The organism is Streptomyces sp. Root1310 (assembly GCF_001426425.1).
In the GTDB taxonomy this organism is placed as follows: Bacteria; Actinomycetota; Actinomycetes; order Streptomycetales; family Streptomycetaceae; genus Streptomyces.
Window position 1 is genome coordinate 434520 of the sequence record NZ_LMEQ01000032.1, and the last position, 22803, is coordinate 457322.

A 22803-nucleotide genomic window follows, 5' to 3' on the forward strand; every position below is an offset into this window, starting at 1 on the left:
CCGCAGGGCACTCGCCCCACCGTCGGCGCGGACACACCCCCCGCTTGGGCCAGCACATCCCGGATCGTGCTGTCGGCCGCGTCCGCGGTTTTCCTCGTTGTGACGCCCACCGCCTGGCGAAATCCAGCAGCAAGCGTTTACCCCGAGTGGAGGCCCGCAGCAGTGGCCGGGAGCCCAGAGGGCTATGCGGAGGTCAGTGTCCGAGCGATGGATGCGACCGCCTCAGGACCGACCCGGCAGCAGCCGCCGATCAGACGTGCCCCCGACTTCCGCCAACCCAGGACCTGTTCGGCGGTGAACGTGGACCGGCCGCTCCAGGCGCGGGCTTCCGCGTCCCACACCTCTCCGCTGTTGGGATAGACCACGACCGGCTTGCCCGTCACCCGGGACGCGGTGGTCACAGCGGCTTCGACGTCTTCCGGGGCGCAGCAGTTCACCCCGACCGCGATCACCTCGTCCGTCTCGGCGGCCAGGGCGAATGCCTCGTCCAACGGCTGCCCCGCACGCGTACGGTCACCGGCGATCGAGTACGACAGCCAGGCCGGCACCCCGAGCCCGCGTACCGCGCGCAGCAGTGCCTCGGCCTCATCGGCGTCGGGAACCGTTTCCAGCGCCAGCACATCGGGCGCCGCGGCGGCCAGGACCTCCAGCCGGGGACGGTGGAAACGTTCCAGTTCCGCGATGCTCAGCCCGTAGCGTCCCCGGTACTCGGAGCCGTCCGCGAGCATCGCTCCGTACGGCCCCACCGAGGCAGCCACCCACAACGGGCGGGCGAGGCCCTTGTCCCGAGCCTGCCGGGCGGCCTCCTGGGCCAGTTCCACGCTCAGCGCCAACAGCCGGGCAGCCTCGGCGTGGTCGATGCCGCGCTTGGCGAAACCCTCGAACGTGGCCTGGTAGCTGGAGGTGATCGCCACGTTCGCGCCGGCCTCGAAGTACGCGAGGTGCGCCTGGGTGATCGCCTCGGGCTGCTCGGCGAGCAGCCGTGCCGACCAGAGTTCGTCACTCAGGTCGTGCCCGGCGGACTCCAGCTGGTTGGACATACCGCCGTCAAGGACGACGGCCCCGGCGGCGAGAGCCGTGATGAGCGAGGTCTCGGCGGGGGGAGCAGGGATGTCGCTGGTCATGTCACGACGCTAGACGAACGGGCGGCACACGGTCGGATCCGTCCGGTGAATGAACGCAGAGACCACGATATGGGATGCGAGAAGGCAGCCATGACCTCACTCACTTCCTCCCGCCCGGGTGGCAGGTGTCGGTGTCGGCTCATCCGCCGTGTGCCGAGTGCCGTCCACCACGGCGGCGCCCGCCGGCCCGCGTGCGCTTGGTCGCGGGGACCAGCAGCCCGCCGAGCAACCCGGCTGCCAGCGCATAGGGCCACCAGCCGAACGCGCCGCTCTCGGCCGCGCTCGCACTGCGCGTCTCGGCTGTCACGGACCCCGACGAGGCCTGCCCGTGCGCGCTCGCGGTCGGGCTCACGGCTGTCGCTGTGAGGACGACGTCGTTGCCGTCCCCGCCCTTGTAACTGATTCGGTAAACGGTGTCTGCGAGCTTCACCTCGGCTCCCTCGCGCAGTTTGTCGAAGGTGCCGGTCGTGCGGGTGTTGCCGGTGTGGTTCAGTACGGTGATCTCCCGGGCCGAGTCGTTTCCGGCCGTGGGGGAATCCTTGCCGGAAGCGCCACCAGTTCCGGTCGAGGCGGAGGATTTGCCGTAAGCGGTACCAGTCGCGGGTCTGGCGGTGGCCGTCCCTGCCGCGGACAGGTCGAGTCCACCGCCCAGGGTGACCTTGCCGCCCACCTTCAGGGGCTCGTCCGCCAGGACCAGTTGTCCCTCGGCGTTCTGCGTATAGGCGCCGCTCACGGTCAGCCCTCCGGTGACCACACCCTCGTTGGTCACGGCGCCGTCCACGGTGCCCTTGCCGCTGAGTGCGCTCGTCACCCGCAGTGCCGAGCCGCCGGTGTCCAGCCGTGCTCCCGACGACGTGAGCCGGATCGCCCTGCTGTTGGCGAGGGTTGCCCCGTCCCTGAGCGCCAGGATTCCCTGCTTGACCGTCGTCGTCCCGGTGTACGTCACCGCGGCGCCCGTGAGGGTCGTCGTGGCCGCTCCGGACTGGACGAACGAGCCGCTGCCGCCCAGCCGGGAAAGGGCGATCGCGGCTCTCGTGTTGCGCACCACGAGAGTGCCGTCGTTCACGATCCGGCGCCGGGCGGTACCGGTGAGCAGGGAGCCGTCGCCCTGAGCCGACCCCAGCCGCAGGACCGCCCCCTCTCGCACGGTCGTCGAACCGTCGTAGTACTGCGCGGCCGCGAAGGTGACGTCGTTGCCCTTGGTCCCGGCGATGACGACATCACCGGCGCCGGGCACGGCCAGGGTGTCGTGGTATTTACCGCCGCCGATCGGCGCGCCCAAGGTGACCGGCCCGTTGTAGTCGAAGGTCAGCAGGGACCGTCGTCCGCCGGCCTCGTGCAGGTTGATGTAAACGGTGTCCTTTGTTCCCGGCATGAAGATCTTGTGCGTGGTGCCGTCGCCCCACTGCACGTCGGCGCCCTCGATGTTGGTGCCGCGCTTGTTCAACTGGTGAGCGATGGGGCGCCAGTTGATGTCCGGGTCGCTGAGCGAGGGTTGGGTGTCGCCGCCCTGGTCGCTGTAGCTGTACTGCCCGGTGAGGACGACCTTGCTGCCGGGTCGCGAGTGGACGTTGACGTCGCTGCCGTACTCCCGCTGATAGAAGTCCTGCCGCAGGGTGATCGTCTGGCGGAGCGGGGTGTCGATGATCCAGGAGCCCTGGTTGAGGATCGCCCGTGCGTGGGGCAGCGACACCGGATATTCGGGGCGGCCGGCCGCCATCCCGGTGCCGTTGTCGATGACCCCGGAGAACGGGTGGGTGCCCGCAAGGTCGAGGGTGCCCCACATGTTGCGGGGCTGGGTGACGAGACCGGAGCCGCTGATCGTGCCGAGGTTGAACGTGCGGGTCAGTGAGAGCCGGAGTGTGCCGTCGACGCGGACGTTGAGCTGATTGAGCCGGTAGCCGGGAGTGTCGTAGGGGAAGTGCCCGATCAGTCCCGTGTTTCCGCCGGTGCCGTACTGGAGGGTCGCCCCACGTTCCACCGTGATCGCGGGCGGGTCGGGGGTGCCGACCGTTGTGTAGGGGTGGTTGCCGCCCTGTGTGCGCACCATCTGTCGCTGGCGTGCCTTGGGCAACGTGAAATCGCTGTCCTTGCTCAGGACCAGCGTTCCGCCGCCGCGCACGGTGAGCGTTCCCCGGCCGCGGAAAACGCCGTCGAAGGTTGTCGTCCCGGAGGGCACGGTGACCACGGTGTCGCCGGCGAGCGTCACGTCCCGGTTCGCGAGAACGTCGGCGGTGACGTCCTGGGTGTCGGCGGCCACGGCCGGGGGAGCGGCGGTCACGAGGGCGGCGACGGCCGCGAGGGCACCGACGACCGCTGCTGAGGTGTGGAGAGGGCTGCGCACGCACCGGAGACGCGTCGGCGCGACACCGATAACAGAAATTTGCGCCCCGGGATGCCGACGTGGGCTCAGCCCACCCAGAAAACCACCTTCCCGCCGGAAACCTCCGGAAAGGGCTTTCCGTCAAGTCCCGTCCGACCCGTTGACCTGCTCGTAACGCGCCCTTACCTTTTCGGCGTTCGTCATTCCACTTGTCGTTCGGAGTTCCGAACGCCCCTCTCTCGAGAGGCAGCCGCGTGCACCCCGATCCACTCGTCTCCCGCCGCGCCGCCCCACAGGTGCAGCCCGACTCCTCCCGCGAGGACCGGAGCACGGCGACTTTCCTCTCCTCCATCGCCGCCGATCGATGAAGGAGAGGCTGTATACCAAGTCCCCTAGCTCACATCGCAGTTCGCCTCGACAACGCTCCGTTGGACGACCTCGGCCGACATACCCGGATCCAGGCTTCGGCCCGCACCCGGACGGCACCCCCGACTTCGGCGCTCCCGTCGCCGACCCCGTGAAGGAGAGTGCGTGAAGATGAGACGTGCGTACATGACACTGCTCGCCCTCTGTCTCGTGCTGATGGGCGTTCTTGCGACCGCGGGACCCGCCCAGGCGGCGTCCGTGACGATCGCCAACGGCACTCAGTTCACCGACAGTTCCGGCAGCCCCGTACACGCCCACGGCGGCGGGGTTCTCAAAGTCGGCTCCTACTACTACTGGTTCGGCGAGAACCGCAACGCCGACAACACCTTCCGGTACGTGGACGCCTACCGCTCCACGGATCTGAAGAACTGGGAGTTCCGTAACCACGTCCTGACCCAGTCGAGCGACTCCGAGTTGGCCAGTGCCAACATCGAACGTCCGAAGGTCATGTACAACGCGTCCACCGGCAAGTTCGTGATGTGGATGCACAAAGAGAACGGAACCGACTACAGCGAGGCCCGAGCGGCTGTCGCCGTGTCCGACACCGTCGACGGAAACTACACCTGGCAGGGCAGCTTCCGCCCGCTCGACCAGCACATGTCCCGCGACATCACGGTCTTCGTGGACAGCGACGGCGCCGGCTACATGATCTCGGCGGCACGCGAGAACTACGACCTCCAGATCTACCGGCTCACCGCCGACTACACCGGTATCGCAAGCCTGGTCGCCGACCCCTGGCACGGCGGCCACCGCGAGGCACCGGCGCTGTTCAAGCGGGGCGGCGTCTACTTCATGCTCACCTCGGGCGCGACCGGCTGGAACCCCAACCAGCAGCAGTACGCCACGGCGACCTCGCTCGCCGGTCCCTGGTCGGCCATGACGAACGTCGGCGACTCGACGGCGTACGGTTCGCAGACCGCGTACGTGCTGCCCGTCCAGGGCGCTTCGGGGACCTCGTACCTCTACCTGGGCGACCGCTGGGGCAACTCCTTCGGCGGCACCGTCAACGACTCCCGCTATGTCTGGTTGCCGCTTACCTTTCCCACGACCACCTCGCTCTCGATGTCCTGGTCCCCCGAGGTCACCGTCGACACGGCGGCCGGCACGATTACCGCAACGAGTGCCACGTACAACACGCTCATCGCCCGGCACAGCGGCAAGTGCGCGGATGTGACGAGTCAGTCCCTGTGGGCGGGCGCCCAGATCAAGCAGTACGACTGCAACGGCGGCAACAACCAGAAGTACTGGTTCAAGTCCGTCGGAAGCGGTTACTACCAGTTGGTCGTCAGAAACAGCTCTCTGTGCGTGCAGGAGAACGCGAACTCCGTCAGCCAGGAGAACTGCGACACGGCAGTCACCGGTCAGCAGTGGTCGCTGACGACTTCCGGCAGCTACGTCAACGTCAAGTCCCGTGCGAGCGGCGAATGCCTGGACGTGAACGGCGCGTCCACCGCCAACTCCGCCGCCCTCATCACCTACACGTGCAACGGAGGAACCAACCAGCAGTGGACGCGCGGAACCTGATCTGCGTCAGGCGAGAAGGTCGATCGCGTCGATCGACGTGCCCGCGCTGAGGTAGGAGGTCGTCCCCGAACCACTCACCACGTTGATCTTCAGTACGTTGTACTGGCTGGTGTCCGTGAGCCACGCGCTCGCCGGAACGCTGTAGGTGAACGTGTAGTTGTTCCCCCGGTAGGACCCGTTGGTCAGGGACCGGGTGCTCGGCTGGGTGGGTGGGGAGGGGATGGCCGAGGTCCAGGTGTCGTTCACGACGACCTGTGGCCGGCCGTTGGCGTAGGCCGTCGTCACGCCGATGCGCAGGGTGTGCGCGGCGGCGGCCTGGGCCGCGGTGAGCTTGAAGTACACGAGCAGACCGCTGTTGACGTCCTTCCAGAGGTAGCAGGGGAACGCCGAGGTCTCGCTGCCGCTGCCGATCACGACGTTGCCGGTCCAGGTGGCGGCCCGGACGTCGGACGGATGCGCGTACGTCATCAGGTCGGCGTTCTTGAAGCCGCTCGGCGTGCCGGTCCAGTCGTTGATCCGCCAGATCGCGCTCGCGTTGCCCGGGTCGTTCGAGGACGGGATCGCGATCGAGTTGAGAGTGGTCGTCCCGCCCGCGGATACGGTCACCTGCGTACTGTATACAGTCAGTTCGCTCTTGTGGACGGTCAGTGTGTACGTCCCCGGGAGCACGCCGGTGATCGAGAAGTAGCCGTCGGACGACCGCGCCGAACCCCAGTACTGTGCGGCCGGGTTGGCCAGCCCGACCGTGTACGGGTACGCCGTGTTGCGCCCCGTGATGCCGACTGCCGCGACCCGGCCCCGCCCGCTCGCCGCGACGTAGCCGGCGATGCCGAGCGAGTCCGCCCACGAGGTGGTCAGGGTGCCCGGGAACAGTGACGAGGAGGGGGCGCCGCCGTCGGTGAAGGCGATGACGTAGGGGCCCTGGAGGCCGAAGCGCTGCTCCTCGGTCTGGTTCTGGCCGTAGTACAGGATCTCGTACAGGCCGCCGCCGTCGGCGCTCTGGTGGCGCAGGAGGGAGCGGTAGAAGGGGCCGCCCGAGGCCTTCTCGTGATTGCTGCGCACGATCCAGAGGCCGACGCTGCCGGTCGTCCAGCCGATGTAGTCGTAGTCGATGACGCGCAGCTTGGAGTAGTGCTTGGAGCGGGTCTGGCCGTCGGACTTCGCGAAGACGTCGGAGGCCTCGATGGTGCTGGTCGTGTACGTGTAGGAGTCGGGCTCGTCGTTGAGGAACAGGCCCGCCTTGACGCGCACGATGTAACGGGTTGCCGAAACGGATGTGTCGGCCTTGTTGGTCCACAGGTAGACGTTGTTCTCGCCGCTCCGGGCCGCGTAGTAGTGCTTCAGCGTGCCGTGCGTGACCGAGATCAGGATCGTCGAGCCGGACTGCGTGATCGTCACGGTGGAGCTGCCGAGGCCCGACTCGATGTGCGAGTTCATGCCGCCGTAGCCCTGGTATTCGGTCCCCCTGTAGGTCAGGGAGGTCAGGTCGCCGGTGGATTTGCTGACCTTGAAGACCAGGTTGGCGCCGGTGTCGACGACGTAGTTCGAGCCGTCGTCGGTGTAGCCGAAGGCCGCTGCGGCGGCCGGTGCGGCCAGCGGCCCGGCCAGAGTGGCCGAGCCTGCTGTGGCCGCGGTGCCGAGGACGAAGGTGCGGCGTCGGATCGGCCGGTGGTTCCCGGATCCGGACATGGGGGTGCCTCCTTCGGGAGGTGTGGGGGTGCGGGTGCCTGAGAGAGTGACAGTTGAATCGATTTCGCGAAAGGGCTTTCACTCGCTGGAGGTTGGCGATCTCGTGAAATCGGCTCCAGGTCTAGAAAGCGCTTGCCGAAGGCGGTACGGTCCAGCCGCCAGCCCCTGTTGCACGGAGGAGCCGCAAGTGAGACGTTTCAACATTGCCGTGCTGGCGGCGCTGACCCTGACCGCCGGTCTGACCGCGGTACCCGCCGCTCAGGCGCACGGAGGCCGCGCGCCCCTCGGCATCGACAACTGCACAGCAACCGCGTGCCACTTCGACGTCCCGCCCGGAACCTACGACGTCGAAGTCGTCCTCGGTGGCGACGTCGGGTCGAGCACCGGCATCAACGGAGAGACCCGGCGCGCCCTGCTCCCCGAGACCGCCGCTCCCGCCGGCGGACATGTGGTCCGCAGCTTCACGGTGGACGTCCGAACCCCTGAGGGTGAACCGACGGGTGCGGCCGGAACCGCCGGTCTGGACCTGGCGGTCTCCGGCTCGGCGCCGGCCCTGGCCGACATCAGGGTCACCCGGGCCCGGCACGCCCGGCAGGTCTTCCTCGTCGGTGACTCCACGGTGTGCGACCAGCCGGGAGACCCCTACACCGGCTGGGGCCAGCAGTTGCCGCAGTATCTGCGCAGGGGAGTCTCGGTCGCCAACTACGCCGATTCCGGCGAGAGTACGGTCACCTATCTGGGGAACCCGCTGCTCTGGGCAACGGTTCAACCGCTGATCCGCCCCGGCGACCTCGTCCTGGTCCAGCTGGCCCACAACGACAAGACGACCGACGAGGCGACCTACCGGGCGAATCTCGAGACACTGGTGGCGGGAGTGAGGGAGAAGGGCGGTCGGCCGGTCCTGGTGACCCCCATCGTGCGCCGGTGGTTCAATGCCGACGGCACGTTGAACAACGGAACAGCGCTGCTCGTCAACGGACTTGGCGTCGACCACCCGGCGGTGATCCGCTCGGTCGCCGCCACGCGGGAGGTTCCGCTGATCGATCTCACCGCCAAGACCAAGGCGCTGGTGGAGTCCCTGGGCGTCGAGGGCTCCAAGGCGCTCTACCTGTACAACGAGAAGCGCGACAACACGCACACCTCCGTGCACGGAGCAACGGTTTACGCGGGCCTGGTCCGCGACGAACTCGTCACCCAGCATCTGGTGCCGAGGGGCACCGTGCGGGTGGGATGAACGCCTGGGGGCGCCCCGACCGGAACCGGGACGCCCCCAGGTCCTGGCCTCACCAGGCTCCGCACCGGCCGTGAAGGAAAGAAACAGCAGATGCACCTGCCCCCGCCCGACCTCGCCCGCAGCCCCCGCACCGGCTACGCCCGAGCCCACTGGGAGGCCGCCGCCGACGCGCTGCTCGCCGCGGTCGAGCCGTATGCCACCGAGGATCGCGCTCTCTACCACTTTCCCGGCCACCGGCAGAGCTGGTCGGGTCGTCTCTCCGACGGCCTGGAAGGGTACGCCCGCACACTGCTGCTGGCTGCCTTCCGGCGTGACGAGACGGCGCTCGAGCGTTACGCAACCGGTCTCGCGGCCGGAGTCAACGGCGTCTGGCCCCGCATCGAGGACCGCGGTCAGCCCCTCGTCGAGGCCGCCTCCATCGCCCTCGCCCTGCGACTGACCCGTCCGATGCTCTGGGACCGCCTGGACGACGGTGTCCGCCAGCGCGCCGCGGCCTGGCTCGCGGACGCGCTGACCGCCGAGGCCTGGCCCTGCAACTGGGAGCTGTTCCCGGTGACGGTAGGCGGTTTCCTGGAATCCGTCGGCCATCGGCCGGAAGCCTCCCGCAAGGCGATCGACCGCGGGTTGGAACGCATCGAGCAGTGGTACGTCGCCGACGGCTGGTACAGCGACGGCGCAGGCCGTGCCTTCGACTACTACAACGGCTGGGCGATGCATCTCTACCCGGTCCTGCACGCCTGGCTGGCCGACGACCCCGAGCTGCTCACCCTCTACGGGGGCAGGCTCAGGACCCATCTCGACGACTACGCGCGCCTGTTCGGCGGTGACGGTGCGCCCCTGCACCAGGGCCGCTCCCTCACCTACCGCTTCGCCACCACCGCCCCCCTGTGGCTGGGCGCCCTGACCGGCCACACCCCGCTCCCCGCCGGCGAGACCCGGCGCCTCGCCTCGGGTACGCTGAAGTACTTCCTGGAGCGCGGTGCGGTCGGCGAGAACGGTCTGCTGACCCTCGGCTGGCACGGCCCCGACGACTCGGTCCTCCAGGGCTACTCGGGACCGGCTTCCCCCTATTGGGCGAGCAAGGGTTTCCTCGGGTTGCTGCTCCCACCGGAACACGAGGTGTGGACGGCGACGGAGGAGCCGGGGCCGGTGGAACGGGGGAACGCGGTTACCCCCATTGCTGCGCCCAACTGGCTTCTCCAGTCGACGAGTTCGGACGGCCTCGTCCGCCTGCACAACCACGGCAGTGAGGACGTCCGTTACGACCCGTACTACACGAGATTCGCGTACTCCACGGTCACCCGGCCGCTGGACACGCCACCGGACAACGTCGTCATGGTCGGCGGTGACCCGCGTCGCGAAGGCATCGTCCCGCTCGGAGTGGGAGAGGACTGGGCGGCCTCCCGGTATGCGCTGAGCTCCGGGGCCGAAGTCACCAGCCTGGTGGTGGCCGAGGGGGCGGTGGAGGTGCGGGCCCACCTGGTGGCCGGCGCGGAGCCGGGAACGGAGGTGCGCATCACGGGTTGGGCACCGGTGGAAGGCGGGGACGAGCGGGCCGAGCTCGTTCCCGCGCACGGACTGGCGGGCACATCCCCCCTGTCGGGTGTGCTGGGCGAGGGCCCTGCGACTCTCTTCGTCGCGCTGGCCCGCCTCACGGCCGAGCCGGACCCCCTGCCCCTGCGGGAACTGGTGTCCGTGGAGGTGCAGAGGGTGGATGCCGACGGCGATCACGGCGCGTACGACCTGAGCGTCCGCCGGCCGACGGGTTCCGAACGCCATTTCCGCTTCACGGCCTCAGACGCGCGATCCGCAACGTCGTCGTGGTCGGTGAAGCCCCGGTGAGCGGCTTCGCGTAGGACGGCGTCACGGGGGCGTACGCCCAGGTCAGCGTCCCGTCCTTGAGGACCGCGAGGTCGCCGGTGATGCGCGTGCTCACCACCTTGTCCGGGCTCTGGAACCTGCCGTTCCAGTCGACGAGACGCAGGTGGGTGCCCGTGAAGGTGCCGGTGCAGGTACCGCTCGCGCACGTGGCGCCCTTCAGAGACTCCCAGGAGACGAGGAGACGGTCCTTGCCGTAGGGGGCGACATGGACGTTGACGTTCTCCGTGCCGACGGCGCCGGTGAGGTAGACGGCCTTGCCCGGCCCGGAGCTGCGGTTCTTCATGAAGGCGAGCGCGACCTGATGGGTGCTCGTCCTCGGTTTCACGGTCCAGCCGCGGCCGCTGGCGTCGTCCGGGTTCTTCTTGGCCGAGGCGGCGCCGCGGGATGCGAAGGCGGTTGCGTAACGGCCGGTGGACGACTTCACGAGGTCGCCCGTACGGCCGGGGAAGGTGCCGCCGCAGTACCCGGCCCAGCACTGCTCGCGCTGCACCACGGGGGCGGTGTCCGGAGAGCCGATGCCGGTCGAGACGAACAGACCCGAGCGCCAGTCGTCGAAGCACAGGGAGGTGAAGGCGCCGGACGCCTCGGCGTGCAGGGCGATGCCCTCGTTGTGGCTGCACCCCCAGCTCCAGCCCCCGGTGAGCTTCGCCCCCTTGGCGCTGAGGTACGCCATCTTGTCCCCGTAGTGCCCGTCGGTGAAGCCGCCGGCTCCGTGCACGACGAAGTAGGCGCCGTACTTCGTGCCGTTCCACGTGAGTTGCCCGTCGAGCAGCGGTGCGGTGTCGTGGGAAGCGGTTCCGGTGAGTTTCGTGAGGAAGGCCCGCTTGCCACTCGTGTAGCGGACGATCGCGGCCGCCGTCTCCTTCCACTTGTTCGTGTCGGCGACTCGAGTGAGCAGTGCGAAACCGTCGTTGTGTGCGACCAGGCCGCCGACCTCCTTGGCGCCCTTGACGACCGTGTCGGCGCCCGAGCGTTTCCCGGCGGCGGTGAGCGGGGTGACATGAACGCCGTCCACCGCCGGCCAGGCGACGCGGAGCGTGCCGTTCGGCGCCACCGCCGTCGTCGTCCGCGTCCACTCCCGGGTGTTGTTGTAACCGGCGGACAGATAGGGGAACTTGGCGGCCAGCGTGACGGCGGTGGTGGTGGGGGAGAGGTTCGGGGAGGTCGTGGCGGCCCCGGCGGTGCCCCACCAGGCGCCGGCGAGCACCCCGGCAGCCGCGAGGGCACCGATCGCGGGCTTGCGGGCCGCGCGCATACGGCGGTGGCGCGTCGTGCGTCGTGCAGTTGTCATGGCCGGTGGTCGCCGCTGGGCGGGAAAAAGTTGCCGTGCCGGGCGGCGTGGAGTGAACCGGTGTGGCGGATGTGGCCAGGTGAGACCGGAAGCGAGCCGGCCTGGAGGATGTGGCCCGGTCGGCGTGCCTCGGTGAGTGAGTGAGTGCGTGCTGGTGGACGGGGAATCTCCGTTGCCCTGCGGGAACGGAGTGCAGAAGAATCCGCGTATGACTTCTGCACTCCGTCACGTGACGATCGACAGCTCCGATGCCTACGCCCTGGGCAGCTTCTGGTCCGAGGTGTTCGGCCACCCTCTCCACGAGGACGACAAGCCGGGTGACGAGGAGGCGTTGATCGAGGGCGTGGGCATACTCTTCGTCACCGTCCCGGAGGCCAAGAGCCGGAAGAACCGCATCCATTTCGACATCCAGCCGCAGGACCGCACCCGTGAGGAGGAGGTGGAGCGTCTGCTCGCGCTCGGCGCCACACTGGTCGACGACCACCGCAGGCCCGACGGCACGGGATGGGCGGTCCTCGCGGACCCGGAGGGGAACGAGTTCTGCGTGGAGCGCAGCGCTGGAGAGCGGGCCGCCGGCTGAGGCGGCGCGGTCAGGGGGCACGAACACGGCGGCCGGTAGCCGTGAAGCGTCAGTGAACCGTCGCCCTGTGGGCGGCGGCTGCTGGGCGTGGGTCTTTGACATCTCCCCCTGAGACGTGACGCCTCGTTCGGCCCCTGCTCCGGCAAGCGCCGTCCCGCCGGGCCGTCCGGGGGCCGGACGAGTACGCGTCCGCGAGATCGATGGTGACTTCGGCTCGTCAGCCCGCTGTCGGGCCCTGTGGGGCCCCCGCTCGGACGAACCCGTGGCTGCGCTCCACTTTCGCCACATGCAGCGTGTAGCGCTGGTACCACTCGACCTGTCCCCGCTTCTGCGCCGCACGGTGCTCGGCATTGCACCGCCACTCCGTGAGGGCGTCGGCGTCGCGGAAGTACCCGACGGTGATGGACAGCCCGCCCGGAGTCTGCGCGTGGTCCATCCCCAGGAAACCAGGGACGTCCTTCACCAGGTCCTCCATACGTGCGTTCGTCTCGCTGTAGCCGTCCTGCTCCTGAGTGCGCACCGCAGTGAAGACAGCGACGTAGTAGGGGGGTTCAAAGGCCTGGACCGGCGAGGCAAGCGCTTGTGAGTGATCGCTCATGGCGTCACCGTAAGGCGGGACGCGCCCCACGATCCAGCGTGTTCCCCGAGCGGGATCCGCAAGAAACCGGGCTTTCGACCAAGGCCGTTTGAGTGGGAGTGTCGCCTCAATCGGCACTGGCTGCCGAGCAGGGGCCAGCGAGGATGGGAAGGCAACCGGAAACGGTTTGCTGGGAAATTTCGCAGGAAACAGTCACCGTCCGACGGAAGCGGATCAGCGGGAAACAGCTCCGTGGAAACAGTTCGGCGGTGACCGAAAGGACGCGCCCCTAGCGTGGACCGCATGCGTGCACTCAGGGCGTCCTCGAACCCCTTCGCCGACCTCCACCACGCCGATACCCCCCTGCTCCTGCCCAACGCCTGGGACCATGCCACCGCGATGGCCATGGCGCGCAAAGGTTTCCGGGCGATCGGCACGACCAGTCTCGCGGTGGCTGCGGCGGTGGGGCTGCCGGACGGCGCGTCGGCCACTCGCGACGAGACCCTACGGCTCGCGCTGATTCTGGGTTCGCAACCGTTTCTCCTCTCGGTCGACGCGGAAAGCGGTTTCAGCGAAGATCCCGACGAGGTGGGCGAGTTCGCCCATCAGCTGGAGGCAGTGGGTGCGGTCGGTATCAACCTGGAGGATGCGCTGGGGTCGGTCGACCGCCATGCAGCGAAGATCGCCGCGGTCAAGGCTGCCGCACCCGGCCTCTTCGTCAACGCCCGCACGGACACGTACTGGCTCGGCGAACGGGGCGAGCGGGGAAGCCTTGCCCGCGGCGAGCGTGGGGGTAACGGAGAACGCGGCGTAGCCGAAACGCTGTCCCGCCTCGACGCCTACCAACAGGCGGGCGCGGACGCCGTCTTTGTCCCGGGGCTGACCGATGCGCGCGCGATCGCGGCGCTCGTCGCACGATTGGACGTCCCCCTCAATATCCTCTACTCGCCGGCCGGCCCCACGGTCCTCCAACTCGGCGACCTGGGGGTGAGCCGTATCAGCCTCGGCTCCTTCCTGTACCGGCGGGCGTTGGGCGCGGCGCTCGACGCCCTCGACGAGATCCGTGCGGGGCACAGGCCGGGCGGCCGGACGCCGGCGTACGAGGACATAGGACATACAGAGAAGGTGCGCTGACGTAGCACGCCATGTCTGAAGGCGTCAGCTGCGGGCGTCGCCGGTGTCCGTCTCCCGCGGCCAGTGGATCAGGGCCGTGTGCAGGGCTTCGATCGCCTTGTCCCACGACCGCTGCACGTCGCGGGGCGCACCGAAGCCGCCGGCGGCCTCCAGCGTGCAGTACCCGTGAAACGTGCTGCGCAGCAGGCGGACGGCGTCGGTGAGGTCAGGTTCGTCGAGGCCGTAGGCGCGGAGCATCCCGTAGGTGATCTCGACGGTCCGGCGGGGGGCCGGGGACTCGGCGGCCAGTTCCCGGTCGAGGTCCTGCTCGATCCGGATCTGGGTGGCCGCGTACCGGCCCGGGTGCCGCAGGGCGTACTCCCGATAAGCCCCCGCGAAGGCGACCAGCGCCTCCTTGCCGGCGAGCCCCACGACGGCCACGGCGATCCTGTCGATCATCTCGCCGCCGACCAGCAGCGCGAGCCTGGTCCGTAGTTCCCGGAGGTTTCTGACGTGCGAGTACAAGCTCGCGTCCTTGACTCCGAACCGTCGGGCCAGCGCCGAAATGCTGACGTTGTCGAAACCGACCTCGTCGGCCATTTCCGCGGCGGCTTCGACGAGGCGGTCGGTGGTCAGGCCGACTCGTGGCATGGGGACCGCCTTGTGTGCGCTCGGACCTGGAGGTGTCAGGCAGGATCCTAAGGGTTTCGCAGGTGGGACGACGGACGACGGACGACGGACGACGGACGGCGGTCGGCGCACGGCGGGTGGAGGCGGCGGATGGAGAGACGCCGCGCCGGGGCCGGAATCAGGGAGCTGGAACGCCTCTGTAACCGCATTCCTGCTCCGACCCGGTCAGGGTGCCGAGGCCCGGGGCCGAGGCAGGGAGGCAGGGGCAGGGAGCGGAGCCGGAGACAAGGAGACAGGGGCCGGATCCTGCGACGGCGGACCGGTGCCGCCGGTCCCGCTCAGCGCCTGCTCTGCCCACCGGGGGGGAAAATGATGGGCACCGAACGGCAGGCGCTGGGAACATGATCGGTACACGGATCTCCGGACCCGGCCCCCGGACCCGGCCCCCGGACCCGGCCCCCGGACCCGGCCCCCGGACCTCAGTCCTGAACCCAGCCCCGGGGCCCAGCCCTGGAACCTCAGCCCCGAACCCAGCGCCCAGAGAACCGGTCCGCAACCCCGGAACCCACACCAGAGCCCACCCCCACCCCCACCCCCAGCCCCTGCACCCGGGCTCGGCGCGCAGTCCCGAGGCGCCGGCCCCGATCTCCACGAGGACGCATCGCATGCCCGTGCCCGCCGACCCCACCGTCCTGCACCCCATGCCCGAGCAGCCGCGGGTCGTGCTGCTCAGGGCGCTGGTGAAGTCCCCGCTGATCGAAGTCGGGGAGTACACGTACTACGACGATCCCGACGACGCCACCGCGTTCGAGACGCGCAACGTGCTCTACCACTACGGTCCGGAGAAGCTGGTCATCGGCAGGTTCTGCGCGCTGGGAACCGGAGTGCGGTTCCTCATGAACGGCGCCAACCACCGGATGGACGGTCCCTCCACCTTCCCCTTTCCCACCATGGGCGGTTCCTGGGCCGAGCACTTCGACCTGCTCACCGGCCTGCCGAACCGCGGGGACACCGTGGTCGGCAACGACGTGTGGTTCGGTTACGGCACGACGGTGATGCCCGGTGTCCGGATCGGGCACGGCGCGATCATCGGCGCCGGATCGGTGGTCACCGCCGACGTTCCCGACTACGGGATCGTCGGCGGCAACCCGGCCCGTCTCATCCGCACCCGCTACAGCGAAGCGGACGTCGCCCGGCTGCTGGCGGTCGCCTGGTGGGACTGGCCCGCGGAGCACATCACCACCCACCTACGGACGATCATGTCCGGCAGTGTCGACGACCTAGTTGCGGCGGCGCCGAGCTCCGCAGCCCCACACGCCTCTGCCCCGGAAACCGTTTCCCCGAAGGCATCCCCCCGAGGGCCCGCCTAGCCGGGCGCCCGGGCTAACGTTCTGGCGAAGGCCCAGGCCCAGGCCCAGGAGCAGGCGCAGGCAGGACACGAGCACCGACGAGGACGCGGATCAGCCGATCGGCGCGTACAGCACGCCCAGCTTGTCCACCTCGTCGCCCGCGCGGCCCGTGAACCCGACGATCTGCCAGCCGGACGGGGCCGTGAAGGTGGTGGTGTCGGTCGTCGCCGTGCCGGAGGAGACTGTGCGGCTCTTGTCGGTCGTGAAGGCGGCCGAGAAGATCCGTGTACGGCCGTCCTTCTGGCCCTGCGTCAGCTTCACCGAGGTGAGGTGTTCGCCCGTCGCGAGCGTCAGCGATGTCGCCGTGCCGCCCGTGCCGCCGTGGGTGAGGGTCGTACCACCGTCGTGGGTGAGTGCCACCGCGTCGAGGCGGGCCGCACCGCGCAGGGTCAGCGTGCGCGGGGCCGGGGCGGCCGGCAGGTCGTCAGCGTCGTTGAAGGCGGTGCCGTGCGGGCCCCCGAGGAAGTCGCTCGCCCGCAACGTCGAGTTGAGGGTGTAGGAGAAGTCGACCGTGTGCGGGAAGTGGTCCGACAGGTTGCCGCCGGCGGAGTCCAGGAACGACGCCCACTCGTTGTTGTAACGGGTTGCGTTCAGGCTCAGGAGCTTGCTGCCCCGATAGAAGACCTTGTCCACGACCTCGCAGTCGTTGGTCGGCGCGGTCGTCGGGCAGAGCAACGCGTCCGTGCCCTGGGTGGGCCGCGTGCCGCCCTTCACCCGCTGCACCCAAGCGTCCGTCAGGCCGTTCTCGTCGGCGAGGGTGCGGATGTTGTCGCCGGCACGCGTGTACCGCGTGTTGGTGTCGCCCATCACGAGCACCGCGTTGCCGGACGAGTTCGCCTGGATGAAGTCCGACAGCTGCTCGATGTTGGCGCGGCGGGCGGCCAGCGCGTCGTCCGAGTCGTCCGCGTTGGTGTGCACGTTGTAGAGGTCCACGAATACGCCCTCGGCCAACCGGACCCGGGACAGCGTGAAGCCCTTGGGGGTGAGGCAGTTGGTCCCCGTGCAGTCGTTCCAGCGCACGCGCTCGAAGTCTTCGAAGGCGTAGTCCGAGAGCGTGTTGAGGCCGTCGCCGATGGCCGCGCCGCCACTGGTCGCGGTCCGGTACGGGTGGTTGTCACCCGCGTAGAGCGCCGCGTGGTAGTTGAAGTCCTCCTGGACGTTGACGATGTCGTACGCGGCCAACCGCGGTGAGATCAAAGGGGTGTTGGTTGCGGGGTGGCCGGAGCTGAGGCCCTCGGGAAGGCCCGCGACGTTGTACGTGAGGACGTTGAACGTGCCGGATGTGGCGGTGGTGGCCGCCTGGGCCGGGGCTGCGGCGGTCGCGGTGAGGCCGGTCAGGGCCAGGACGCCGGCCGCGAGGGTGCCGATGAGTCGTCTCATGTGGGGGTGTCTCCGGTGGGGGAAGGAGCGGCGAAGGAGCTGAACAAAGCTCAGGTTGAGGCCGTCCGGAGTGACGCACAAGGGCTGTTGAGGAAACAGTGAGTGCGGAGGAGAAAACGCTTACCCCTGCCGGTTCCTCTTGTTCTGCTTGTTCTGCATGTTCTCTTTGCGTTGCTTGCGGCGCTCCCTCCGTGAGCGGTACGACTCCTCCAGCTTGCCGACCGCCGCCTGTACGTGTCCCGGCCCCCGCTCGTCGTTTCCGCCCGCGCACCTCCATACCGCTCGCCCGTCCTCCTGACCCGGGTGCATCCCGAGCCGGTGCTCGGCGCATACGGGCCACACCTGCCACAGGCACTCCAGTACCGTGTCCTGCGCGGCCTCGGCGACCGCCGCGAGCGCGCTGCCGGGCGACCCCTCACCCGCGTCCGGCGGCAGGTCGTTGCCGTGCCAGCGGCCGTCGGGCAGGGCGACGTACACGTGCTCGGACGCATGCTCGTCGTCGGCCGACTCCTGCGGCCAGGAGGGCAGTGCCACCAGACGCAGGGGGCCGCGGCCCGGCAGGAGGGCGCTCAGGTCGTGGTCGACGAGGGCCAGTGCCTCGTCCCATACCGGGTACTCGCCGGGCTCGACCGTGCGCGGGCGGGGTGTGCCGAAGGAGTCGTACATGAGGCCATCGTGTATCAGGTGCCGCCCGGGCGGAACGTCGACCATGCGGGCGTCGCCCGTCAGGATGCGGGCGCGGGATACGGATGTCCGATCGGTGAGCCCGGAGGTGCGCGGCGTTCCCCAACCGGTGGTGCCCGGCCCCCGCCCGCCGGCACCCGGTCACCCGTTCACCCCCGTGTAGTGCCCGAGACTCCACCGCCACAGCAGCCGTGAGCCGAGGTACGCCAGCAGGCCCAGCAGGGGGGAGGCCGCCGCCAGCCAGTAGGGGACTCCGGTGCCGTGGCCGTGGCCGGTGAGCACGGCGGCCGGGAAGTACGCGACGAAGGCGAGGGGCAGGCCGTACGTCAGGAGGCCGCCCACCGCCTTGGGCAGCACGTTGAGCGGGTAGCTGCCGAACGTGCCGAGGAGTTCTTCCAGCCAGCGGCCCCAGTAGTCGGCGGCCGGGAAACGCAGAGCCGCGCAGGCGAGCGCCGTGAACAGGGCGGCCTCCAGCAGCATGCCGCCGAGCACGGCCGCCACCAGGTAGGAGATCCGGCCCGCCGTCCAGTCGAGGTGACTGCGGCCGAGTGCCGCCACCATCAGACCCACCGCGACGGTCAGATCGCCGATGGCGTTGGTGGGAAACACGCGCAGCTGGACCTGGAGATGCACCGGCAGGGGCCGCACCAGGCAGACGTCGATCTGGCCCTCCTGGATGAAGTAACCGATTCCGTGCATGCGGCCCAGGAAGAGGACGAAGAGTCCGTGGGCGAGCATCCGGGTCGCCGGGATGAGCAGCACGTCCGAGCTGTCCCAGCCGCCCATCCCGCTGAAGCGGGTCAGCAGTACGGTCGCGAACACGATGACCGAGACCTGCCAGACGGCGCCGATCGCGACCATCATCAGGAACTCGGAGCGGTATTCCAGCTGGGCGCGGAAGTTGAGACGGGTGATGCGCCATGCGAGGCGTACGGCTTTCAAGGGCATCAGCCTCCCTGGGAGATGACCTGCCGGGCGGCGAGTCGCCACACCAGCCGGGTGAACAGGGCCAGCACCGCCACCCAGGCGGCCTGCACCAGCAGCGCGGGGACGGCGTCCGACAGCGGGATGCGGCCGACGTAGAGCGACAGCGGAACGCTCAGGGTGGCCTGGAACGGCAGGAAACCGCTCAGCGTGACGAACCAGTCGGGGAAGAACCACAGCGGCGCGTACACCCCGGACAGCAGGTTCTGCGCGAAGATCAGGATGAGCATCGCCGCGTTGTTGCGCAGGGTGAAGAAGCACAGCTGGTCGATGGCCAGCATGACGTAGTACAGGATCCACTGGCCGAGCAGGAGGCTCAGCGCGAACACAGCGGCCACGGCGGCCGACCCGGGCGGCTCCACCACCCCGGCAGCGAGGCAGACGGCATAGCCGGTCAACGCCCAGGCCAGACCGTACAGTTGCTCGCCCAGCGCCCGCAGGGCGTAGTAGCGCTGCGGCGACAACGGACGCAGGTACCAGTACACGATGGTGCCGAAGTGCATGTGCTGGATCACCGTGTCCCGGGCCGCGTACTGGTCCAACTCCCTGAGGCGGGAGGCCAGTACGGCCAGCACGGCGTAGGTGACCGCCTGGTCGCGGGTCATTCCCGCGGTGGTTCCCGTGTGGGCGTACAGCCCGTGCCACAGCGACGCCACCAGCACCACCTGGACCGTCAGTCGCAGCAGGGCGGCCGTCATCCTGGGCGGGGTGTGCAGCTCGCCGAGTGGGGTGACCCGGGCCGTGCGCCAGGCGTTCAGGACGGCCATCACGCGTCCCCGGCCCGCACGTACGCGGCCCGCATGACGTCCTCCAACTCGGCCTCGTCGAGGGCGATGTCGGTGACCTCGTACCGTTCGACGACCGATTTCAGTGCCTGGTGCACCGTGGGCGCGCCGGGTCCGTCCGGTCCGAACACCACACGGGAGCCGTCGTGTCGCAGCACCGTGATTCCCGGCAGGGCGACGACCTGGGCCTGCGGGTCGGCGAGGGTGGCCCGCACCTGCCAGGTCGAGCCGAACTCGCGGCGGATCTCGTCGAGGGTGCCGTCCAGGACCAGCCGCCCGTGGTTGATCAGCACCACGCGTTCGGCGAGCCGCTCGACCTCCGTCATGTCGTGTGTGGTCAACAGGACCGTCCGGCCCCGCTGTTCGACCTGATGGCGCAGGAACTCCCGCACCTGTTCCTTCACCACCACATCCATCCCGATCGTCGGCTCGTCGAGGAAGACGACGGGTGGGTCGTGCAGCAGCGCCGCCGCGAGGTCGCAGCGCACGCGCTGGCCGAGGGAGAGGTGGCGCACACGGGTGTCCCAGAAGGACGAGAGTTCGAGCAGGTCGTCGAACTCCCGCAGACGGACGGCGTGTTCGGCCTTCGGCACCTCGTAGATGTCCCGCAGGACGGCGAACGACTCGCGCACCGGCAGGTCCCACCACAGCTGTGTGCGCTGCCCGAACACGGCACCGATGTTGCGGGCGTTGCGTTCCCGTTCCCGGTAGGGCACCACACCTGCGACCCGTGCCTCGCCGGAGGTGGGGGTGAGGATTCCGGTGAGCATCTTGATGGTGGTGGACTTGCCGGCGCCGTTCGGGCCGAGCAGGGCGACGAGTTCGCCGACGGCCACGTCGAAGGTGATGTCGCGGACGGCGTGCTTGGCGACCCGCTCCGGGTTGACCAGGGAACGCAGTCCGCCGGCCAGGCCGGGTCGGCGGACGGTGGTGTGGAAAGTGCGGGAGAGACCGCGTACTTCGATGCTGCCGATCACTTGCTCAACCTCCAGTGAAGCGCGGCTGGCCGGTGGGGGAGCCGGCCGGCCGCGGGAGTCGTCATCACCGTGTCGGAATGTCGGTCAAAGGGGCAATCGGTCAATCGATCTCCGGGAACACGCAGGAGAACGCCACGGGTGCGGCGTTCGGGAAGGACCGGGCGCCGCTCTCCTGCGGGCGCACGTGCGAGGTCCGCGGCTCCTCGACGCTCGCGTCCCACCGGCAGCGCACGGCCGCGGCACCCGGTGTCCGGGTAGGCCTCGCCGGGGCCGCCGCCGACCCCTCGGCACGCCGTGGCGCGTGCCGTCCTGCCGGGCGGTCTCCTGAGGTCAGCCTTTGATGCCGGTCTGCGCGATCCCCTGGACCAGCCAGCGCTGGAGGAAGAGGAACACGAACACCAGGGGCAGGATGGAGAAGGCGGTGGCCATGAAGATCAGATGGAAGACGACGGTCTGGTTGGTCATGTAGTTGGAGAGCGCGACCTGGACGGTCCACGAACTCGGGTCCTGGCCGATGACCAGCGGCCACAGGAAGGAGTTCCAGCCGTTGATGAAGGTGATGGTCGCCATCGCCGCGAAGAAGTTCAGCGAGTTGGGCACCACGATGCGCCAGTACGCACCCCAGTAGCCGAGCCCGTCCACCCGCGCCGCCTCCTCCAGCTCCTTGGGGAACCCCAGGAAGTACTGGCGGAACAGGAAACAGGTGAAACCGCTGAACAGGCCCGGGATGATGAGACCCCGGTAGGTGTCCACCCAGCCGAGCGACGACACCAGGACGAAGCTCGGGACGAAGGTGACCGCCGTCGGGACCATCAGGGTGCCCAGGACGGCGTAGAAGACCTTGTTGGCGTGCCGGTAGGGAATGCGGGCCAGACCGTAGCCCGCGAGGGAGCACACCAGCAGGACACCGGCGGTGTGCAGGGTGGCCACGACCGCCGAGTTCCACAGGGACTGGCCGAACGGCACCGTCTCGTCGGTGAACAGTTCGCCGATGTTGCCCCACTGGATGTCCGTGGGGAAGAACTTCCAGTTCTCTCCGGTGATGTCGGCGTCGGTGGAGAGGGCGTTGCGGACCAGCAGGTAGAACGGGATCAGGAAGAAGAAGCCGGCGATACCGGTGGCGATGTAGAGCCCGGTGGAGCTCATCACGCCGCCGCGGCCGCCGCGGCGGGGCTCGTCCGACGGCGGTGCGGGTTCCCGCACCTCGGGCGTCGTGGTGGTCACTTGGACTCCTCCCCCCTTCCGAAGCCCAGGAACTTGCCCTGGAGCAGGGTCACGGCGCAGATCAGCACGGTCAGGATGACCGCGCCCGCGCTGCCGGCGCCGTAGTCCTGGCTCTCGCCCAGGGCCTTGTAGTACAGCTCGACCAGGGGCGGACGTCCCCAGGTGGTCTTCGACAGCAGGTTGTAGAACTCGTCGAAGGCCTGGTATGCGGCGATGAGCAGCAGCAGGATCACCGCGGTGGACGTGGCGCGCAGCTGGGGCAGGGTGATGTGACGGAAGGTCTGCCAGCCCGGCTTGGCGCCGTCGATGGCGGCGGCCTCGTACAGCTCGCCCGGGATGTTCTGGAGTGCGGCCAGGAAAAGGATCATGTAGAAGCCGGACTGGAGCCACAGCCGTGCGGTGACGATGACGAACCAGTACCAGGGCGGGCTGGGGTCCGCCAGCCAGGCGATGTTCTCGATCCCGAACCAGCCGAGGACCGTGTTCATCATGCCGAAGCGGACGCCGCTGAAGATGGACATCTTCCAGATCAGCGAGGCGGCCACGTAACTGCAGGCGGTCGGCAGGAAGAAGACCGATCGGAAGAAGGCCCGCATGAAGCGCAGCCGGTTCACGAGCAGGGCGAGGCTCAGCGACAGCGCCCAGGTGGTGGGCACGATGAACGCGGCGAAGACGGTGAAGGTGCCGAGCGAGCCGACGAAGTCGTCGTTCGTCAGCATGTACGTGTAGTTCTCGAAGCCGACGAACTTGTCGGGCGTGACGGTGAACCGGGCCTCGAAGAAGCTCAGCCAGAGGCTCCAGAGGATCGGCGCGTAGACGAAGATCGCCAGGCCGATGAGGAACGGCCCTGTGAAGAGCCAGAAGTTGAAGGTCGGGCTGCCCCGCAGAGCCCGCCGGGCCTTGGCCGGTGTGGCCTTCGCCGCGGCGGGGCGCGCGAGGTCGCGCGTCTTGGTCGTCGACATGTCGTG

19 protein-coding genes are annotated in these 22803 nt (G+C 69.0%); 6 read left to right on the plus strand and 13 right to left on the minus strand.

Going from position 1 to position 22803, the window contains the following annotated elements; genetic code table 11:
- Nucleotides 1-182: 182 nt before the first annotated feature.
- Nucleotides 183-1124: a homocysteine S-methyltransferase gene (mmuM, locus tag ASD48_RS35145; RefSeq protein ID WP_057605915.1), complete on the minus strand. Its 942-nt coding sequence runs from the start codon at nucleotides 1122-1124 to the stop codon at nucleotides 183-185.
- Nucleotides 1125-1263: 139 nt separating this feature from the next.
- Nucleotides 1264-3468 carry an autotransporter gene (locus ASD48_RS35150; RefSeq protein WP_057605916.1) on the minus strand — a complete coding sequence of 735 codons (2205 nt, stop codon included), beginning with the start codon at nucleotides 3466-3468 and terminating at the stop codon, nucleotides 1264-1266.
- 516 nt (nucleotides 3469-3984) lie between these two features.
- On the opposite strand from ASD48_RS35150, the gene ASD48_RS35155 reads away from it, so the two are divergent.
- Nucleotides 3985-5397: an RICIN domain-containing protein gene (locus ASD48_RS35155; RefSeq protein ID WP_057606109.1), complete on the plus strand. Its 1413-nt coding sequence runs from the start codon at nucleotides 3985-3987 to the stop codon at nucleotides 5395-5397.
- A gap of 6 nt (nucleotides 5398-5403) precedes the next feature.
- Here the strand turns inward: ASD48_RS35155 and ASD48_RS35160 are convergent, their stop codons facing one another.
- Nucleotides 5404-7086, minus strand: a complete 1683-nt coding sequence (locus tag ASD48_RS35160; RefSeq protein WP_057605917.1) for a rhamnogalacturonan lyase B N-terminal domain-containing protein — start codon at nucleotides 7084-7086, stop codon at nucleotides 5404-5406.
- Between the two features lie 187 nt (nucleotides 7087-7273).
- Here ASD48_RS35160 and ASD48_RS35165 point away from each other — a divergent pair, with 187 nt between their 5' ends.
- Together ASD48_RS35165 and ASD48_RS35170 are read left to right on the plus strand one after the other, a co-directional pair.
- Nucleotides 7274-8320 carry a rhamnogalacturonan acetylesterase gene (locus tag ASD48_RS35165; protein WP_057605918.1) on the plus strand — a complete coding sequence of 349 codons (1047 nt, stop codon included), beginning with the start codon at nucleotides 7274-7276 and terminating at the stop codon, nucleotides 8318-8320.
- A gap of 90 nt (nucleotides 8321-8410) precedes the next feature.
- Entirely contained in the window at nucleotides 8411-10162 is a 1752-nt protein-coding gene (locus ASD48_RS35170) for a DUF2264 domain-containing protein (RefSeq protein WP_057605919.1), read from the plus strand.
- Here ASD48_RS35170 and ASD48_RS35175 read toward each other — a convergent pair.
- Nucleotides 10107-11492: a hypothetical protein gene (locus ASD48_RS35175; RefSeq protein WP_057605920.1), complete on the minus strand. Its 1386-nt coding sequence runs from the start codon at nucleotides 11490-11492 to the stop codon at nucleotides 10107-10109. The two genes, ASD48_RS35170 and ASD48_RS35175, sit on opposite strands and share 56 nt — an antisense overlap.
- Nucleotides 11493-11700: 208 nt before the next feature.
- On the opposite strand from ASD48_RS35175, the gene ASD48_RS44545 reads away from it, so the two are divergent.
- Nucleotides 11701-12072 carry a VOC family protein gene (locus tag ASD48_RS44545; protein WP_057605921.1) on the plus strand — a complete coding sequence of 124 codons (372 nt, stop codon included), beginning with the start codon at nucleotides 11701-11703 and terminating at the stop codon, nucleotides 12070-12072.
- Between the two features lie 217 nt (nucleotides 12073-12289).
- Here ASD48_RS44545 and ASD48_RS35185 read toward each other — a convergent pair whose 3' ends face one another.
- Complete coding sequence (locus ASD48_RS35185) at nucleotides 12290-12670, minus strand: antibiotic biosynthesis monooxygenase (protein ID WP_057605922.1); 381 nt, start codon at nucleotides 12668-12670, stop codon at nucleotides 12290-12292.
- Nucleotides 12671-12952: 282 nt separating this feature from the next.
- Here ASD48_RS35185 and ASD48_RS35190 point away from each other — a divergent pair, with 282 nt between their 5' ends.
- A complete protein-coding gene (locus tag ASD48_RS35190; RefSeq protein WP_057606110.1) occupies nucleotides 12953-13783 on the plus strand; it encodes an isocitrate lyase/phosphoenolpyruvate mutase family protein in 831 nt (276 codons plus the stop codon).
- A 24-nt stretch (nucleotides 13784-13807) separates the two neighbouring features.
- Here the strand turns inward: ASD48_RS35190 and ASD48_RS35195 are convergent, their stop codons facing one another.
- Nucleotides 13808-14413, minus strand: a complete 606-nt coding sequence (locus ASD48_RS35195) for a TetR/AcrR family transcriptional regulator (protein ID WP_057605923.1) — start codon at nucleotides 14411-14413, stop codon at nucleotides 13808-13810.
- 644 nt (nucleotides 14414-15057) lie between these two features.
- Here ASD48_RS35195 and ASD48_RS35200 point away from each other — a divergent pair.
- Complete coding sequence (locus ASD48_RS35200) at nucleotides 15058-15762, plus strand: CatB-related O-acetyltransferase (protein WP_057605924.1); 705 nt, start codon at nucleotides 15058-15060, stop codon at nucleotides 15760-15762.
- Nucleotides 15763-15852: 90 nt separating this feature from the next.
- On the opposite strand, the gene ASD48_RS35205 is transcribed toward ASD48_RS35200, so the two are convergent.
- The 7 genes from ASD48_RS35205 to ASD48_RS35235 form a co-directional block, all read right to left on the minus strand.
- Nucleotides 15853-17181 (minus strand): jacalin-like lectin, encoded by a 1329-nt coding sequence (locus tag ASD48_RS35205; protein WP_057605925.1) that lies wholly within the window; start codon nucleotides 17179-17181, stop codon nucleotides 15853-15855.
- Nucleotides 17182-17301: 120 nt separating this feature from the next.
- Nucleotides 17302-17847 carry a hypothetical protein gene (locus ASD48_RS35210; protein ID WP_057605926.1) on the minus strand — a complete coding sequence of 182 codons (546 nt, stop codon included), beginning with the start codon at nucleotides 17845-17847 and terminating at the stop codon, nucleotides 17302-17304.
- Between the two features lie 159 nt (nucleotides 17848-18006).
- A complete protein-coding gene (locus tag ASD48_RS35215; protein WP_057605927.1) occupies nucleotides 18007-18813 on the minus strand; it encodes an ABC-2 family transporter protein in 807 nt (268 codons plus the stop codon).
- Nucleotides 18813-19616: an ABC-2 family transporter protein gene (locus ASD48_RS35220; protein WP_057605928.1), complete on the minus strand. Its 804-nt coding sequence runs from the start codon at nucleotides 19614-19616 to the stop codon at nucleotides 18813-18815. The genes ASD48_RS35215 and ASD48_RS35220 overlap by 1 nt, the downstream gene beginning before the upstream one ends.
- Nucleotides 19616-20611 carry an ATP-binding cassette domain-containing protein gene (locus ASD48_RS35225; protein ID WP_057605929.1) on the minus strand — a complete coding sequence of 332 codons (996 nt, stop codon included), beginning with the start codon at nucleotides 20609-20611 and terminating at the stop codon, nucleotides 19616-19618. Before ASD48_RS35225 ends, ASD48_RS35220 begins: the two co-directional genes overlap by 1 nt.
- A 330-nt stretch (nucleotides 20612-20941) precedes the next feature.
- Complete coding sequence (locus ASD48_RS35230; RefSeq protein ID WP_057605930.1) at nucleotides 20942-21835, minus strand: carbohydrate ABC transporter permease; 894 nt, start codon at nucleotides 21833-21835, stop codon at nucleotides 20942-20944.
- Nucleotides 21832-22797 carry a sugar ABC transporter permease gene (locus ASD48_RS35235; RefSeq protein ID WP_057605931.1) on the minus strand — a complete coding sequence of 322 codons (966 nt, stop codon included), beginning with the start codon at nucleotides 22795-22797 and terminating at the stop codon, nucleotides 21832-21834. The genes ASD48_RS35230 and ASD48_RS35235 overlap by 4 nt, the downstream gene beginning before the upstream one ends.
- Nucleotides 22798-22803 lie beyond the last annotated feature (6 nt).

Coding starts and splice junctions, on each gene's coding strand:
- ASD48_RS35175 (WP_057605920.1), bottom strand. CDS start 11,492: ATGACAACTGCACGACGCACGACGCGCCACCGCCGTATGCGCGCGGCC.
- ASD48_RS35155 (WP_057606109.1), top strand. CDS start 3,985: ATGAGACGTGCGTACATGACACTGCTCGCCCTCTGTCTCGTGCTGATG.
- ASD48_RS35185 (WP_057605922.1), bottom strand. CDS start 12,670: ATGAGCGATCACTCACAAGCGCTTGCCTCGCCGGTCCAGGCCTTTGAA.
- ASD48_RS44545 (WP_057605921.1), top strand. CDS start 11,701: ATGACTTCTGCACTCCGTCACGTGACGATCGACAGCTCCGATGCCTAC.
- ASD48_RS35195 (WP_057605923.1), bottom strand. CDS start 14,413: ATGCCACGAGTCGGCCTGACCACCGACCGCCTCGTCGAAGCCGCCGCG.
- ASD48_RS35160 (WP_057605917.1), bottom strand. CDS start 7,086: ATGTCCGGATCCGGGAACCACCGGCCGATCCGACGCCGCACCTTCGTC.
- ASD48_RS35170 (WP_057605919.1), top strand. CDS start 8,411: ATGCACCTGCCCCCGCCCGACCTCGCCCGCAGCCCCCGCACCGGCTAC.
- ASD48_RS35215 (WP_057605927.1), bottom strand. CDS start 18,813: ATGCCCTTGAAAGCCGTACGCCTCGCATGGCGCATCACCCGTCTCAAC.
- ASD48_RS35210 (WP_057605926.1), bottom strand. CDS start 17,847: ATGTACGACTCCTTCGGCACACCCCGCCCGCGCACGGTCGAGCCCGGC.
- ASD48_RS35200 (WP_057605924.1), top strand. CDS start 15,058: ATGCCCGTGCCCGCCGACCCCACCGTCCTGCACCCCATGCCCGAGCAG.
- ASD48_RS35190 (WP_057606110.1), top strand. CDS start 12,953: ATGCGTGCACTCAGGGCGTCCTCGAACCCCTTCGCCGACCTCCACCAC.
- ASD48_RS35220 (WP_057605928.1), bottom strand. CDS start 19,616: ATGGCCGTCCTGAACGCCTGGCGCACGGCCCGGGTCACCCCACTCGGC.
- mmuM (WP_057605915.1), bottom strand. CDS start 1,124: ATGACCAGCGACATCCCTGCTCCCCCCGCCGAGACCTCGCTCATCACG.
- ASD48_RS35205 (WP_057605925.1), bottom strand. CDS start 17,181: ATGAGACGACTCATCGGCACCCTCGCGGCCGGCGTCCTGGCCCTGACC.
- ASD48_RS35235 (WP_057605931.1), bottom strand. CDS start 22,797: ATGTCGACGACCAAGACGCGCGACCTCGCGCGCCCCGCCGCGGCGAAG.